The 14,445-nt window shown below is 51.9% G+C and carries 14 protein-coding genes and 1 tRNA gene; 3 read left to right on the top strand and 12 right to left on the bottom strand.

The features are described 5' to 3' along the window. Positions 1-101: 101 nt before the first annotated feature. The 3 genes from QLH52_RS14395 to QLH52_RS14385 all read left to right on the top strand — a co-directional run bounded on the left by QLH52_RS14395 (position 102) and on the right by QLH52_RS14385 (position 2,179). Entirely contained in the window at positions 102-1,475 is a 1,374-nt protein-coding gene (locus QLH52_RS14395) for an ATP-binding protein (RefSeq protein WP_319962028.1), read from the top strand. Continuing rightward, entirely contained in the window at positions 1,453-2,001 is a 549-nt protein-coding gene (locus QLH52_RS14390) for a response regulator transcription factor (protein ID WP_026603562.1), read from the top strand. Before QLH52_RS14395 ends, QLH52_RS14390 begins: the two co-directional genes overlap by 23 nt. 102 nt (positions 2,002-2,103) lie before the next feature. After that, positions 2,104-2,179: transfer RNA gene (locus tag QLH52_RS14385), tRNA-Lys, on the top strand. A gap of 104 nt (positions 2,180-2,283) precedes the next feature. On the opposite strand, the gene QLH52_RS14380 is transcribed toward QLH52_RS14385, so the two are convergent. From QLH52_RS14380 to QLH52_RS14325, 12 genes are all read right to left on the bottom strand, one after another. Then, a complete protein-coding gene (locus QLH52_RS14380; protein WP_319962027.1) occupies positions 2,284-3,405 on the bottom strand; it encodes a tyrosine-type recombinase/integrase in 1,122 nt (373 codons plus the stop codon). Positions 3,406-3,680: 275 nt separating this feature from the next. Further along, positions 3,681-4,157 (bottom strand): FlhC family transcriptional regulator, encoded by a 477-nt coding sequence (locus tag QLH52_RS14375; protein ID WP_319962026.1) that lies wholly within the window; start codon positions 4,155-4,157, stop codon positions 3,681-3,683. A 15-nt stretch (positions 4,158-4,172) separates the two neighbouring features. Further along, positions 4,173-4,766, bottom strand: a complete 594-nt coding sequence (locus tag QLH52_RS14370) for an STAS-like domain-containing protein (RefSeq protein ID WP_319962025.1) — start codon at positions 4,764-4,766, stop codon at positions 4,173-4,175. A gap of 33 nt (positions 4,767-4,799) precedes the next feature. Next, a complete protein-coding gene (locus QLH52_RS14365; RefSeq protein WP_319962024.1) occupies positions 4,800-5,420 on the bottom strand; it encodes a FlhC family transcriptional regulator in 621 nt (206 codons plus the stop codon). Further along, positions 5,421-5,693 carry a flagellar transcriptional regulator FlhD gene (locus tag QLH52_RS14360; RefSeq protein WP_319962023.1) on the bottom strand — a complete coding sequence of 91 codons (273 nt, stop codon included), beginning with the start codon at positions 5,691-5,693 and terminating at the stop codon, positions 5,421-5,423. A gap of 319 nt (positions 5,694-6,012) precedes the next feature. Further along, positions 6,013-6,423, bottom strand: coding sequence for an ExbD/TolR family protein (locus QLH52_RS14355; protein ID WP_319962022.1), 411 nt, complete (start codon positions 6,421-6,423; stop codon positions 6,013-6,015). Position 6,424: 1 nt separating this feature from the next. Then, positions 6,425-7,123, bottom strand: a complete 699-nt coding sequence (locus QLH52_RS14350; protein WP_319962021.1) for a MotA/TolQ/ExbB proton channel family protein — start codon at positions 7,121-7,123, stop codon at positions 6,425-6,427. A 149-nt stretch (positions 7,124-7,272) separates the two neighbouring features. Next, complete coding sequence (locus QLH52_RS14345; RefSeq protein ID WP_319962020.1) at positions 7,273-8,031, bottom strand: energy transducer TonB; 759 nt, start codon at positions 8,029-8,031, stop codon at positions 7,273-7,275. Positions 8,032-8,075: 44 nt separating this feature from the next. Beyond that, on the bottom strand, positions 8,076-8,390 hold the full coding sequence (locus QLH52_RS14340) for a hypothetical protein (protein ID WP_319962019.1): 315 nt from the start codon (positions 8,388-8,390) through the stop codon (positions 8,076-8,078). 15 nt (positions 8,391-8,405) lie between these two features. Next, positions 8,406-11,573 carry an efflux RND transporter permease subunit gene (locus QLH52_RS14335; RefSeq protein WP_319962018.1) on the bottom strand — a complete coding sequence of 1,056 codons (3,168 nt, stop codon included), beginning with the start codon at positions 11,571-11,573 and terminating at the stop codon, positions 8,406-8,408. Continuing rightward, positions 11,566-12,729 (bottom strand): efflux RND transporter periplasmic adaptor subunit, encoded by a 1,164-nt coding sequence (locus QLH52_RS14330; RefSeq protein ID WP_319962017.1) that lies wholly within the window; start codon positions 12,727-12,729, stop codon positions 11,566-11,568. The genes QLH52_RS14335 and QLH52_RS14330 overlap by 8 nt, the downstream gene beginning before the upstream one ends. Continuing rightward, entirely contained in the window at positions 12,726-14,135 is a 1,410-nt protein-coding gene (locus QLH52_RS14325; RefSeq protein ID WP_319962016.1) for an efflux transporter outer membrane subunit, read from the bottom strand. The genes QLH52_RS14330 and QLH52_RS14325 overlap by 4 nt, the downstream gene beginning before the upstream one ends. Between the last annotated feature and the right edge of the window lie 310 nt (positions 14,136-14,445).

The raw sequence follows: 14,445 nt of genomic DNA, 5'->3' as shown, positions 1-14,445 counted from the left end.
ACTTAGGTGGCCGCCATCCAGGTTTGGTCGGCTTTCCACCTTCTTAAGCAAGCGGCGGTCGTATATCGCTGCGATGCTTTCTTCAATTTAGTGTTGTTTCTATGCTTTCACACATTCTGCCCAAAGCCGAAATATCCATTCGCGAAAACCTGCGTTGGTTATACATTCTTAGAAATTTGATGCTGTTTGCCGTTACGGTGGCGGTGTTTATTGCAGTGAACGGCCTGGGTATTAATTTGCCGCAAAACCAGCTGTGGCTGGCGATTTTTGCGATTTCCATACTTAATCTTTACACCTGGCTACGGCTGAGGACGCCGGAAGAAGTTACCGAGCACGAGATTTTTTCGCAAATATGCATGGATGTACTGGCGTTGGCCTATTTACTTTATTTGACCGGCGGCGCGTCAAACCCGATCATTTGGGTGTTTCTGCTGCCTTTGATTGTAACTGCCATCATGCTGCCGCAGGCTTATGCCTGGAATATGGTGATCATTACCTCCTGCGTGTATACGGTGCTGATTGCCTACAACGTACCCTTGCCGGCTGTCGAGCCGCACATGGCCCATCCGGCGATGACGGAGATGACGCCGGAAATGAGCCTGCAAATGCATTTGATGAACGACAGGCGTTATTTCAATCTGCATGTATTCGGTATGTGGTTTGGTTTTGTGTTTAGCGCCGGCTTAGTCGCCTTTTTTGTGGTCGAACTGTCCAAGACCTTGAAAGAGCGGGAGCGTAATTTAGCGGATGCCCGCGAGAGTGCGCTACGCGACGAGCGCGTGGTGTCCCTGGGCACCTTGGCGGCCAGCGCCGCGCATGATATGGGTACGCCGCTGGGCACGATCGCCATTTTGACGCATGAGATGGCGGAAGAGCTGTCGGCACATCGCTATCCGGAACTGCATCAAAAACTGATGATTGTGCAGCAGCAGATTGATCGCTGCAAACAAGCTTTGTCGGTGATGTCGGCCTCCGCCGGCGAGATGCGGGCGGAATCCGGCAAGGTGATGCTGGTGAGCGAATATATCGATGAAGTATTAGGCCAGTGGCGCACGCATAAAGCCGCTACCAGGCTCAAGCTATTTATTTCGCCGAATGTGGATATGGAAGCGCGCGTGATTGCGGAACGTACGGTGACTCACTCCATCATTAATATCCTAAATAACGCTGCCGAGGCATCGCCGGTCGATGCGGGCATCGAGTTTCATGTGGAATGGGATGAAGCAACGCTAAACTTGAAAATCCGGGATTTCGGTCCAGGCTTGCCGGCTGAATTTATCGAGTTTGCCGGACACCAACCGGTCAAGAGCAATAAGCAAGGTATGGGAGTTGGCTTGTTTTTGACTTATACCACTATCAAGCGACTCGGCGGTAAAATACAGTTCAGTAATTTAGAGTCGGGCGGTGCTTGCGTTGAAATCAGTTTGCCGCTTTTAGCTAAGGAGAGTATGCATGAACCAATTACCTATGGATAAGCCCAATTTATTGCTTGTCGATGATGACGTCACCTTTTGTTCGGTGTTGAAGCCGGCGTTGGAAAAGCGCAATTTTCAAGTGACTGTCGCCAATGATGTTGATACGGCGATGAAACTGGCGGAGCAAACCGAGCCTGAATACGCGGTAATCGACTTGCGGATAGGTTTTGACTCCGGTTTGGAAATGGTCAAGAAACTGATTTCTTTAGATGACAATACCCAAATCGTCATGCTGACCGGTTTCGCCAGTATCGCCACCGCTGTGGAGGCTATCAAATTGGGCGCGATTCATTATCTGACCAAGCCGGCGAATGCCGATGAGATTGTTAGTGCCTTATATAAAAACGAAGGCGATGCGTCAGTTGCCATCAGTGACAATCCGCTATCGGTAAAGCGCTTGGAGTGGGAACACTTGCAAAAGGTGCTGATGCAACACGACGGTAACATCTCAGCTGCCGCCAGAGCCTTGAATATGCACAGAAGAACCTTGCAAAGAAAGCTGGAAAAAAGGCCGGTAAAAGAGTAGGTGACCAGCACCATTTAGGAAAGGAAGATATTATTTTTGTATTTATTACAATTAATCGTTGCAAAGCTAATATTTCTGAGTATAATGGGCGGCTCATTCAGGGGGTCGTTAGCTCAGCCGGTAGAGCACCGCACTTTTAATGCGATGGTCGTGCGTTCGAATCGCACACGACCCACCATCAATTCGATAGTAAAATCAACCAGTTAACTTTCGCGGGCAACTGGTTTTTTTATGCTCAAAATTTACCTTGCGTGATTTTTGCGTGACCTGGGATTTTTTATCCTAACCAGCTTTTGCTCTTTTCAGCACGGTAAGCGAAACACCACTTCCCATGTCGCAAATACTGTTCACCGCATCAATCAATTCTTTCAGCTCAGCCGAAGAATAATGCGTGGTAACATCCCCCGTCGTATGATGCAAAAGCACTTTACGGGTTTCAAATGAAACTCCTGCGGCTCTCAATCGTCTTCCAAAAGTGTGCTTCAAATTATGAGGCCCCTTATTGAAAGAACCATTGCAAGGCAGACTTGCATTTTTCCAGGCGTTTTTCCATGCCGTGGTGTGCATTCGTTCCAAGCGCTTTTCTTTATAGGGAAAAACATACCTGGAATTAAGTCCTCGCTGCCCATCCACGACCGATTGAGCAATCCGGTTTAGAACGACGATTTGGTCTTCCTTGTTTTTTTCTCCCGGCCAAATACCATCGTCATAAGCAACCGGTTTGCCAGGTGTTATGAAAATCGATGTATTTAGAGCAGGAACCTTAACTTCCCAATCCCATCTCAGCCAGCAAACACCTTGTTCACGCAGACCTGTGTTTACTTTAAAGAGCGCCATCTTGTGAAGATAATCAGGCATTAGCTTGAAAAACCGCCTCTGTTCTTCCCAGGTTAATGGATAAGGTTCAGCAGAATCTTCCCAGTCCGGCAGTTGTAACAAAGGCGGCGTATCAATCCAGGGTAAATTATTTTCATCCCGCCAAACTCGCGCTGATAGCGTGAGAATTCGCCTAACAACAGCCAAATCTCGAGCAACTGTTCCGCTTTTTATCCCGTGCATCTTTCTAGTCTCGATGTACGGTTGGAGCGTACCCATATGCACTTTACTGATATCCATATCGCCAATGAATGAATCCAACTGTTTTAGGCAATCTGCATCTCGATCCAAACTGCGCTTGGTTGATTCATTCAGGAATTTCGTCGCCGCCATTCGAAAAGTTCTGACAGGCCTTACTCCGTAGACAGAGGCTTGCCGGATTTCTTCGATTTTGCGGGCGAGATACTCTTCCGCTTTGCCAAGGTCGCTTTCGCCAGTGCTTTCGCAAAGGCGTCGGCCTCGGACTTGTTTGTCGATGTGCCAGCAATCGCCACGTTTGACGAGCCCTGGTGTTTTTTTGCGTCCCATGATGAACCTCCATTAGGTTGATCAAGACGCCCGTTGCGGGCGATATAGTCGTCCGCCCAGGCGTCCAAGTCAAGCCTGTCAAATGCAATGCCCTGCTTACCGATTGGGACCTCTGTAAGTTTGGGACGAACAAGGCTATTAAAACGGTTCCGATCCATGCCCAAATAAAATGGCGCATCTCTTAGCCGAATGAATCTAGGTAAAATGCTTGGCGACTTCTCTTTCGACATGTTCTAATCTGGCCCCAACGCTGCAGTACCAAGGAATCAAGACATTTATCGAGATTCCATATTGGCTTTACAAACCCCGCAACGTTCGGACAAATCTTCTCGAGCATTCAGCAACACCCAGGATTGGCAGTGCGGACATTTGGTGATTTGAATGGTTTTATCTCTTAAGTCTTGGGCAATAACCCAGGCGTCAGAAAAATTCAATTGGCCGGCAGGATTGGATTGTTTGTAGATATCAAAAGCTGCAATTACTCGATGCGCATGGCTTTCCAGGCGCTTATTGTCAAACGCCCGAAAGCACACGGCAAATAGCGTTACTTCTTTAAATTTCAGATTGCTACTGGTGACGCCACGGGTGGAAAATTTCAAAGAACCACGGCCAGATGAACGCCCATGGAGTTCTTTATAGGTTTTTCGGATCACTTTGATCGGCAATCCGGTTACCTGTTGCACAATCGTGGCTCGTGCTTGCCGGTTTAACAGTTCCATTGCCAGAGCGAGTTGTTTATATTTTTTCAGCATCGTTTCTCCTTCATCTCAGTTTGAAGAACCGCTGAAACCCAGCATGATCTCAACCGGTTGCCGCTGATGACTTTCCATGGTTTGGATAAAATGGGTCGAGAAGCGAGGCGAGAAGCACAACCAGTTAGTCTGTGCGAGGTATTGAATATCGTCAAATGACAGCTGACTTAACGCGCTCAGCATGTCTTCATCGTCAATTCCTAGAATTAATCCCGCTAATATGGGATTTTCTCGGGTAATTTCGCGCGACTTCGTTAGCCAGGCCAGGTTCATGGAATAGATGTCTTCGTCGCAATTTTCATCGTGGATATTCGTGCGTTTTTCGAAGTAAGCATCCAAATTGCCAAAGGCGGCTTTCATGAGGTCGTCAATGTGCGATGTCATATTCGCGACCATCAATCGGGTTTTCAGATAATCCGCCCCGAATTCCGCGACCAGCGGCAAAAATAATTCGTGGCAAAAACTCTCAGGAATCGTTTTGATACCTTCAAAATCAAGCGTCAGTGTTTGATGATTAGCCAAGCATTCACGGGCTAATCTGGCCAGACTTTTACCGTGGCACGATTTAGGGGTATTCAGTTCGGTGATGGTGTTGACAACGATATACACGCGCTTTTCTCCTAAGCAGCTATTGAATCGTTCTCAACCGAACGTCTTGTTTGTTTTTAAATTCGTCATTTGTGATTTGACGGTTATCCAGCGCCGACGCCCAGATCGATCAGTCCAGACATCGCAAATGGGGCATTGGTAAAACGGAGTAGGAAGATTTTTAATACCGAGATAACGTGCTTGGCAGCGATAGCACGTCTTGAACTGGATATCGCTCGTGTCGAGTTGTCTGCTCAGGAACCAAGCGCGATTAATATCTAACGGTATTGATTGACTGCCATCCTGGTAAGTTTTGTTATGGGCTGGCGGCGTTTTAGCGATAACTCGTCCGTAAAGTTGATAAGCGGTGATGAAAGTACAGGTACTCAAATCGGCTGGACTCGACAGGAGTAATAGATCGTGTCGAATTCCCAGAAAAATTGACGCATGGATGTTATTCGCTGTCGAACGGACAATCCATGAGGTATCGTAGGGCAACATACCTTGCTTGGGGGCGTGTTGATGTATGTTCTTATAAATGCGAATGGCCAGTTTCCGGCTCAAATTGCATAAGGTACTGACAATGGGTGGGCGGGCACCCAATCGAATCAATTGCTCAGCGGTGATCAAGTCGTTGCCAAAGTTCGCCGCACTATCGAATGACAATCGAATCATTTACACACTCTCCGCAACGGTTGGCAACATGGCGGAATACAACCCAACAGATACGTTTTCAGGGCTTTTGAATGGTAGCAACTTGACGGCAGCACGGCAGTTGTCGGCAAGTTCCCTGATTTTCTCTATTGTCAGCGTGGCAAGGATTTCAGTTTGCCCACGATCCATGTCAAAGCGCCAGGCAGCCTCAACCGGATTGCTACGCGCGCATTCGCGCGCCAATAGTAAATATTCGAAATTTAGCCTGGCAAGATCGTGATCCAGTGTTGACATAATGTTCTCCGCGTTGGTTAACGACTGTGAACGCTATGCTAGGGGGACTAAGTAGTAATGTCCCGGCCGGTAAATGACCTAAATTGGTCACTTATCTCGGGAAGGCTTGTCGATCGTGGCATTCAAACTTTTAAGAAATGCCAATACCGCGTATTTGCTTAGAAAACGACTAGCCAGTTGGATAGGTCATTTTGAATGATTAAAATAGGCGCGCCGCACAGAGGCACGCCAATCTGTATACGTCCAGATTGTGAAAGAGCTTGGAGGGAGTGGAATACGGTTCACTAGAACCTGGAGAGTGGATGCCTTAACAAGTAAGTTACTGCTCAACCGTCACAAACGACAACTTGCCGACCCCCGAACGTTGGGCGCTAGCCATCACCTTGGCCACCGACTCAAACACCGCCGCCTTGTCGGCTTGCAGCTGGATGCTGATGTCGGGATCGCGTTGTTGCAGGGATTTGAGTTCGGTTTCCAGGCTGGGTAGTGGAATGGGTTTGTCATCCAGCATGGCTTCACCGCTGGCCGTCACGGCCAGAATGGCGACGTGTTTATCCGGGGTCGGCTCGGTTTGTTCGGTTTTGGGCAGTTTGACTTTGACGACTTGGGTCAGTAGCGGTGCGGTGACGATAAACACCACCAGCAGCACCAACATCACGTCCACCAAGGGCGTGACGTTGATGTCACTCATTTCGCCGCCTTCATCTTCGCTGGGAAATTGCATGGCCATGTTAGATCTCCTGAGGTTGTGATGCTGGTTGGCTTAAGTCGTTTTCGATACAGCTGCGCAAAAAGTCGGTCGCGATATGCTCCAGGCTGGCCAGTACCTGACGGTTTTGGCGCAGGAAGAAGTTGTAGGCAATTACCGCCGGAATCGCGACGGCAATGCCCAACGCGGTGGCAATCAGGGCTTCACCAATCGGGCCTGCGACCACTTCCAGACTGGCGTTGCCTTGCGCACCGATGTCTTTCAGGGCGTGCATGATGCCCCAGACCGTGCCGAACAGGCCGATAAACGGCGACGTACTGCCAATACTGGCTAACCAGCCTAGGCCAGAATCCAGCAAGGCTTTTTCCTTTTGAATTTGCTGACGCAACGCGCGTTCGATCAGTTCGTGCCAGGCGGCGTGCTGGGTTTGCCGGTCATGCGGCAGGCTTTGTGCGCGGGCATAGGTTTGCCTACCGACGCTTAGTACCCGTCCAGCTTGAACCGCCAAGGGGTTTTCCGGATGCTTGTCGATGGCATCCAAGGTTTCCAGGGATACAGCACCACTCAAGCCTTGCAGCAGTTTATGGTTACGGTAGCGGTGCCAAGTGATTTCCCCGGCTTTCAATAAAATCACGCTCCAGGTGACCAGGGAAAAGCAGCCCAGCATACACAGGGTGCCATCGACGATGGCGGTTTCGGAAAAGCTAAAAATGTGGTCCATAAAGTTCTCGTTATTGTTTTATTTTTAAAATCTTGGCTTGGCCAAACATCCATGCAGCACCTGGATCATCCTTAATCCAGGCCTATCAACGTCCGTGTTGTCCGCCCCAGGTAGGCGGGTCGGGCTGCGTACCTCTTGGGGGAGGTTCATCAATCCAGTTCAAAGACAATCGGTACCGTCACCCAGCAGGGTTCCGGCGTATCGCCGCGTTTGGCAGGTACAAAGCGCCATTGCTTCACCGCATCTAATGCCGATTCATCCAGCGTGTCGTGATTGCTGGAACGCTGCAGGTTGACTTGCAGAGCTTTGCCATCGGCGCCGACATAGACCCGCAGCAACACCGTACCTTGCCAATGGCGTTGCCGGGCGATCATCGGGTATGCCGGCTTGGGGTTATTCAGATACGCGGCATTGCTGTCCGCCGGCACATAGGTATCATTGCGCGGTGCCGCCAAGGCATTGTGGTTCAGGGTTTGTGGCGCAGCCGTAGCGGGCATCGCCGGTGCAACCTGTTCCGGTTCCACGGCTTTACGCTCTTCCACCTGCTTGATCAGCCGTTCCGACGGTTTGGGCTTCGGTTTCGGTTTGACCTTGGGCTTGTCCGGCTTCGGCGGAGCTATGGGTTTCGGTGGCTCAGGTGGCGCAATCGGTTGGTTGACGACTGGCGACGGCGGTGCCGACAACTCCATTGAAATCATCGGCAACGGCGCTGCCGCCGAAAACGGCAGTGGTTCGGGACGCGATACATACCAGAACAACAAGCCGCCGTGCAGCAAGGCGGCAACCAGCACGGCTGATGTCACCGCAGCGGAACGTCGATAGCGATTGCTGGGCATCGGTGCCGACACCAAAAATTGATGTGGATCCGGCAAGCCTTGTGCCGTTTGGATAAACGAATGCTGGGTCATCGACAGCCTCCCTGTTTGCGTCATCGATTGCCACATACCCAAGTTCATCGCCCACCGGTCAGATTAAGACCCGGCGCGTCTTTGTCTGGCACGGTATGTCCCGTAGTCAGACGCTCAAGCGGGCTTTTGCCTGGTGCATTCAGGCGCAGGCCGTTGGCGGTGCGCGGCAAGCGACTTTCCAGCTGTTTCAGTTGCTGCTGGAGCGACTCCTGATTGCTCAGGATCAACTGAATCTGCTCCTGCAGAAACTCAAAATGAATCTGAAAGTAACGCACGGCCGGAAACACATCGGCGGCTTGTTCGGCAGGCACCACCATGGGTGGTTCGAGCCTTGCTTTCTTGCGGGGTTTGCTTAACATGCGACTTCTCCTCCCTTAGTGCTCGTTATGGTTATAGGCATGGCGATCCGCCGGCTGAGCAAGCGACGGATTGGAATCAATAGGGATAGTGGTAAAAGGTTGTAAATCGGCATGTGACTCTGGCCGTGCCAAAATCGCATAGCACACCGGTGTCAGAATCAAACTGGCGGCCATGCCGATCAGCAAACCGGCCGACAGCGACAAGGTCATCGGAATCAGGAACTGCGCTTGCGGGCTGGTTTCCAGTAGCGTCGGCAGGAAACCGGCAAAGTTGGTCAGAAACGCCAACAGGATGGCGCGAAAGCGTGAGCTGCAGGCATCGACGATCAAACGCTCAACTGGCTGGTCATCCTCACCGTGCTGGCGGATATAATCCAGCAGTACCAGGCTGTCGTTGACCACCACGCCGCTGGCGGCAATCATGCCCACCAAGGATTCCATCGACAGCGGCAAACCAAACGCCCAATGTGCCAATACTGCGCCGCACCAAGCCACGGGAGCTGCCAGCAAAAAGATCAAGGGTTTTGAATAGGATTTAAACGGCACGGCAATCAGCGCATAAATCACCAGCAAGGCCATCACGGTGTTTTTGGCAAAAGCCGCCAGCATGGCTTCCTGTTCCTGGCGTTGTTGACCGATTTTGACGCCTAAACCAGGGAAGGCTTGTTGCAAGGCCGGTATCTGCGTTTGTTCCAGTTGTGCATACAAGGTATTGGCGTCGGCCTGCGTCGGATTCACGCGGGCCTGCACTTTGATGACCCGTTGCCGGTCTTCCCGTACCAAGCTGGAATAACCTTGAGTCAATGTCAACTCGGCCAAATCGCTCAAGGGTGCCAGGACACCATTCGGCAAGCGGATCGGCAGTTGCTTCAGGGTATCCAATGATTGCCGTTCCGACAGCGGATAGCGCACGATCACCTTGACCTCGCTACGACCCCGCAGAAAGCGATGCACTTCGTCGCCGTAATAGCCGTGATGGACTTGTTCGGCCAGTTGCTCCAGTTTCAATCCCAAACGTTCGGCATTGGCTTTGAGGCTGAGTTTGATTTCCGGTTTGCCGGGTTCGCTGGAATCGATGACGTCATAGACACCGGGTTGTGTATTGAGCTGCTGTTTCAGTTGCTCGACCGCACCCGTCAGGGCCTGACTATCGTTACCACCCAGCAACAACTCGATGTCATAAGGCTCATCGCCTTCTTTGTAGATGAAATCCACTTTGCCGCGGCCGATGTCGCCGATACGCTCACGCCACTGGCTGATAAAATCTTCCACTTTGACGTGTTGCCGACCCTCTGGCGAAAACTCCAGCCATATACCGCCACCGTGTTCCCAGATGATGGTTTCCACCCCGACAATCACGCTCTCGGTTTTGCCTTGATCCAATTCATCGCGCAAACTGAATAGAGCCTGTTCCACCTTGGTTGCCAACGCCTTGGCTTCGCTATACGGCGCACTCTGCGGTAACTGCATCGACACCCAGAAACTGTCTTTGGTGACATCGGGATTGATGGAGTGGCGCACCGCATTGCTGGCAACCAGCGCCGCACAAAACACAATCAAGCCAAAAAATACCGAAGCGGTGAGATATTGCCAGGCAATGGCGGTTTCCAGAAACGGCCGGTAGACCCGCTCGACAAAACGATCCAGCCGGTTATTCATGTCTTGCCGAATGTGTTGCAGCCAATTCTGTTGGGCGGTTGATTCGATAACGCTGACCAGATGCGATGGCAGAATCAGCAAGGCCTCGACCAACGAAAACACCAAAGTCAAAATCATCACCAGACAAATCGGTTTCATCATCTGTCCGCCCCAACCGGGCAGAAACAGTCCCGGCAGAAAGGCAACCAGCACAATCAATACCGACAGAATGACGGGCAAGGCCACGTCTTGCACACCTTGAATGGTGGCTTGCAACGGTGATAACGCTCCTTTGCTTTGATGACTATGCACGCTCTCGCCAATGATGATGGCGTCATCCACCAGAATGCCCATCGCCAGCAAAAAACCGAACAACGACAACATATTCAAGGAAACACACAGCGCCGGCATCAACCAGAATGCGCCCAGCACTGAGGTGAAAATGCCCACACCGGCCCACAACGCCACCCGTACCCGCAGGAACAGCGACAACACAAGACACACCAGCAAGAACCCGCTCAAACCGTCTTCCAGCAAGGTGTCGATACGTTCATCGTAAGCTTGCGAATCGTCCCACCAGGTAATCAAGCTCAAACCCAGCGGTAATTGCTGACGCAATTGTTCGACTTTGGCTTTGACCTGGCGGGCGACCGCCACGCTGTCTCGTGCCGTGTGTACTTCCCAGCCCTGAGCCGTTTCACCATTGTGATGCCAAGCCCAAAGTCGTTCCTGTAAGGCGTCTTTAATCACGGCGATTTGATCCAGGCGGAGTTTTTGGCCATCGGGCAGGGTTTTAACAATCAAGCGGCTGACGGCGTCGGCTTGTTTGGCGCGCTGATTAACCCGCAGCACCAACTCGCCGTCCGGATTTTTGATGACACCACCGGGTAAATCGACCGATGCCTGACGCACCGCCTGCGCGACTTCATCCAGCGTCAGTTGATATTGCCGCAAGCGTTCCGGTTGCACCTCAATACTGATTTCATACGGCAATTGACCGTAATTCTTTGCCAAACTGACGCCGGGAATGGCGGCCAATTGCTGCTGGATCTGTTCACCATAATTCTGCAGCTTGAAGGCATCGATATTACCGTGTAATGCCACCCAAATGACGCCATCGTCGTCTTTACGGTCGGCCGGTAGCACCTGGATTTTTTCCAGCTGTTTAGGTAGTTGGGTGATGCTTTGCAACCGGCTTTGAACGCTGGCGATCATTTGTTCGCGAGCCACGTCCGGGAAAATTTCAACCTGAACGCTGCACTCGTTGCCGCGAATTTCGCTATGCAAGTGTTTGACGCCCGCAAGGTTGTAAATGGCTTCCTCAATGGGAATACAAACAGCCTCTTCGACTTCCGCGGTACCGGCGCCGGGATACTCGGTCTTAATCTCAATTTGCTGCGGACTAAAGCGGGGAAACACTTCCTTATCCACCGCAGCGATACCCAGCAGGCCGCCGCTCATGATCAGCAGCATTAACAAATTGGCCGCGACCGGATTGGCGGCAAACCAGGACGGTAAATTAGTAGTGCGCAGGCGCTTAGTCATTGACGACCTTCACCGCTGTGCCTGCAATCGCCATCGGCAGTTCCGAGACAATGACGCGATCACCGGTTTTTAGACCCGATTTGATCACCGCAGAATCGGCGTCGGTACGTAAAACTTCGACTGATCGAATCTCCAGCTTTTGCTCGGCATTCACCAGTTTTACGGTCTGAGTCGGATTGACCGCGCTACGCGGCAGGCGATACAGATCAGAGCGTTCCTCACCTTCAATCTCGACATGGACGAATAAGCCTTTGACCAACGGTGGCCGATTGGCAATCGCTTGAAAAGGATCGGCCACTTGCGCCACCAAATACCACTGGCCGCTGTCTTCGGACACCGCCGCTTCACTGCGGACAATCTGGCCCAGCCAGTGGTGCTGGCTGCCACCCAGTTCAGCGCTCAATGTCACCTTAGGCCACAAGCTGGCATCACTATGCGGCAAGGCTAAGGGCAAATTCAAAAACGCCAATTGCTCGCTGCTGACCGGCAAGCGGATTTCAGCCTTGTCGCTGGCGTAAATCCGCGCTACCGTAGCCCCCGCTGGTAAAAACTGGCCAATGCCGGCTTGTTTGGTCAGCACCCGACCGGCGAACGGCGCGCGCAGCTCACAGCGGCTGCGGTTGAGTTGAGCTTTAGCCAGATCGGCCTGAGCGGCCAATAATTTAGCCTGGGCTTCGGCTAGTTGTGGTTTGCGCAAGGCCAGTTCGCTGGCTTCACCATCGCCTAAGGCCTGCCATTCGCTGTGCGCTTGTTCCACTTGCGCCTGTTCGGCAATCAATACTCGCTTGGCTTCGGCGATGCGGGCTTGAGCGGAGACGATGGCGTAATCGTAATCGCGGGGATCGATGCTCAGCAGTAACTCACCGGCTTTGAAGAAGCCACCAGCTACCAAGGCTGGATGGGTTTGCACCACTTTACCGGCTACTTCACTGACCAGGTCGATTTCTTCGCGCGGTGTAACCACGCCTTGCGATTGCACATTCAGGCGTAGGGTTTGCGGTTCAACGCGCAGTACGCTGACTTCGGGAATGGCCGAAACACTGGCTTGCGGCTCAGGCTGTGTACGCAAGGCAAACACGGCCCAACTGGCCACACCTGTTGCCAGCAATACGGCGACAGGCAACACGGTTTTGAGGGATGCAGACGACCAGTTCATACTGCACCGCCCAACGCCAGATATAAACCAATCCGATTGGTCAGCAATTGCCGCTGTACCGCCAAATGGGCGCTTTGCGCATTCAAGGTACTGCGGTAGCTGTCCAGCAAGGTCAAAATCTCGATCAGTCCTTGCCGGTAGGAATATACCGCCAATTTACGGCTGGCCTCGGTTTGCGATACGGCTTCGCGCAAGGCTTGTTCCTGTTCGCGCAAACGGCTTTCGGCGGCCAAGGCTTGCTCGACTTCACGAAAAGCATTCAGGGCCACGCTTTGATATTGGTTATAGGCCTCTTCGACATTGGCTTGTTTGAGGTGGATATCCGCTTGCAAGCGGTCGCCGGTAAACAAAGGCTGCGCCAAACCGGCGACCAGATTCCAGGCGGCGGCGCGCGGATCGACGATGTCGGCCAAGGCCGGACCCACACTGCCGCCGGCGGCAGTCAAGGTGACGCGCGGCAGCAAGGCTTTCTCGCTGCTGGCCAGGCGTTGATCGGCGGCTTGCAGGCGTTTAAATGCCGAAACCACATCTGGTCGGCGGTTGAGCAATTCCGATGGCAAACCGGCGGTCAGCGTTGCAGGCGGTTCAGATAAATGCAGTATCTTGGTAGGTGCGAATTCATGCGCCTGATCGCAAATCGCCATGGCATCGGAACCCGGATATTGTCCCAGCAACACCTGTAACTGCTTATGCAAAATCTGCACATCATTGTGCATCTGCGCGGACTGAGCTTCAGCATTGGCCAGGTCGGTCAAAGCCAGCCGCAAATCCAGGCCACGGGTTAATCCCTTGTTAAAACGACCGCGTACCAGTTCCACAATCACGCCACGATCTTTGACCGATTGCGTCGCCACTTCGGCTTGCAAGCGGGCCTCAGTCCATTGAAAGTACACCTGGGCAATCCGTGCCGCTAACGACAAACGTGCGGCTTGATAGTCTTTACTTACCGCTACCGCATCTTCAACCGCGGCTTGTTGAGAGGCTTTGATACGGCCCCACACATCCAGCTCCCAGCTTAAGTTGAACAAGGCCAGAAACTGACCGGACTCGCTATTCAAACCATCCTTGCCACGCTGATAGCCCGGTGCAAAAAACAGTTGCGGCAATCGTCCGGCACCGGCAATTGTAGCCTGTTCCCTGGCGACATCGATGCGGACAGCGGCGGAACGCAAATCAAAATTTTGTCTCAAGCCATTTTCCACCAGCGCGGTTAATAGCCCATCATTAAAGGTGGCTAGCCAATGGGTGACTGATTGATCACCGGGCGGTACCGGACTTTGCCATTGTGCTGGCAATGCAATATCCAAAGCACTCGGGTCGCGCTTTGGCGTCGAATTACATGCAGGCAACACAAAAAACGCCAACATGGAAAACATCACCAACCATGATGCGTGATTTTTCGCCATGCACTGTTCCCAGTCGACGATTGACAGCGAAGACTGATAGCTCGATTTGTGTCTGGGTAATCGTGGTCTCGACATTAACGGCGCGTCTTTAACCAGATGATGACGCCTGTCACCGATATGAGCATCGCTAAACCGGTATAGTGATGCGCAAGCACCCAAAATGGGCGGATTTTCATAAAAACTCCAAATTCTATATCTTTCAATAAGGTGCAATCCTAAAAAAGAAGACGATTTAGTCGTGAAAATACCGCCTACCGAATGCAAGAATTCAATGATGAGTAACTTAACGACAATAATCGTCTTCATTATG

The sequence above is a fragment of the Methylomonas defluvii genome, from assembly GCF_033949435.1.
Lineage (GTDB): Bacteria > Pseudomonadota > Gammaproteobacteria > Methylococcales > Methylomonadaceae > Methylomonas > Methylomonas defluvii.
The sequence above is the reverse complement of the archived record's forward strand: the minus strand, read 5'-3'. Positions and strand labels throughout refer to the sequence as shown.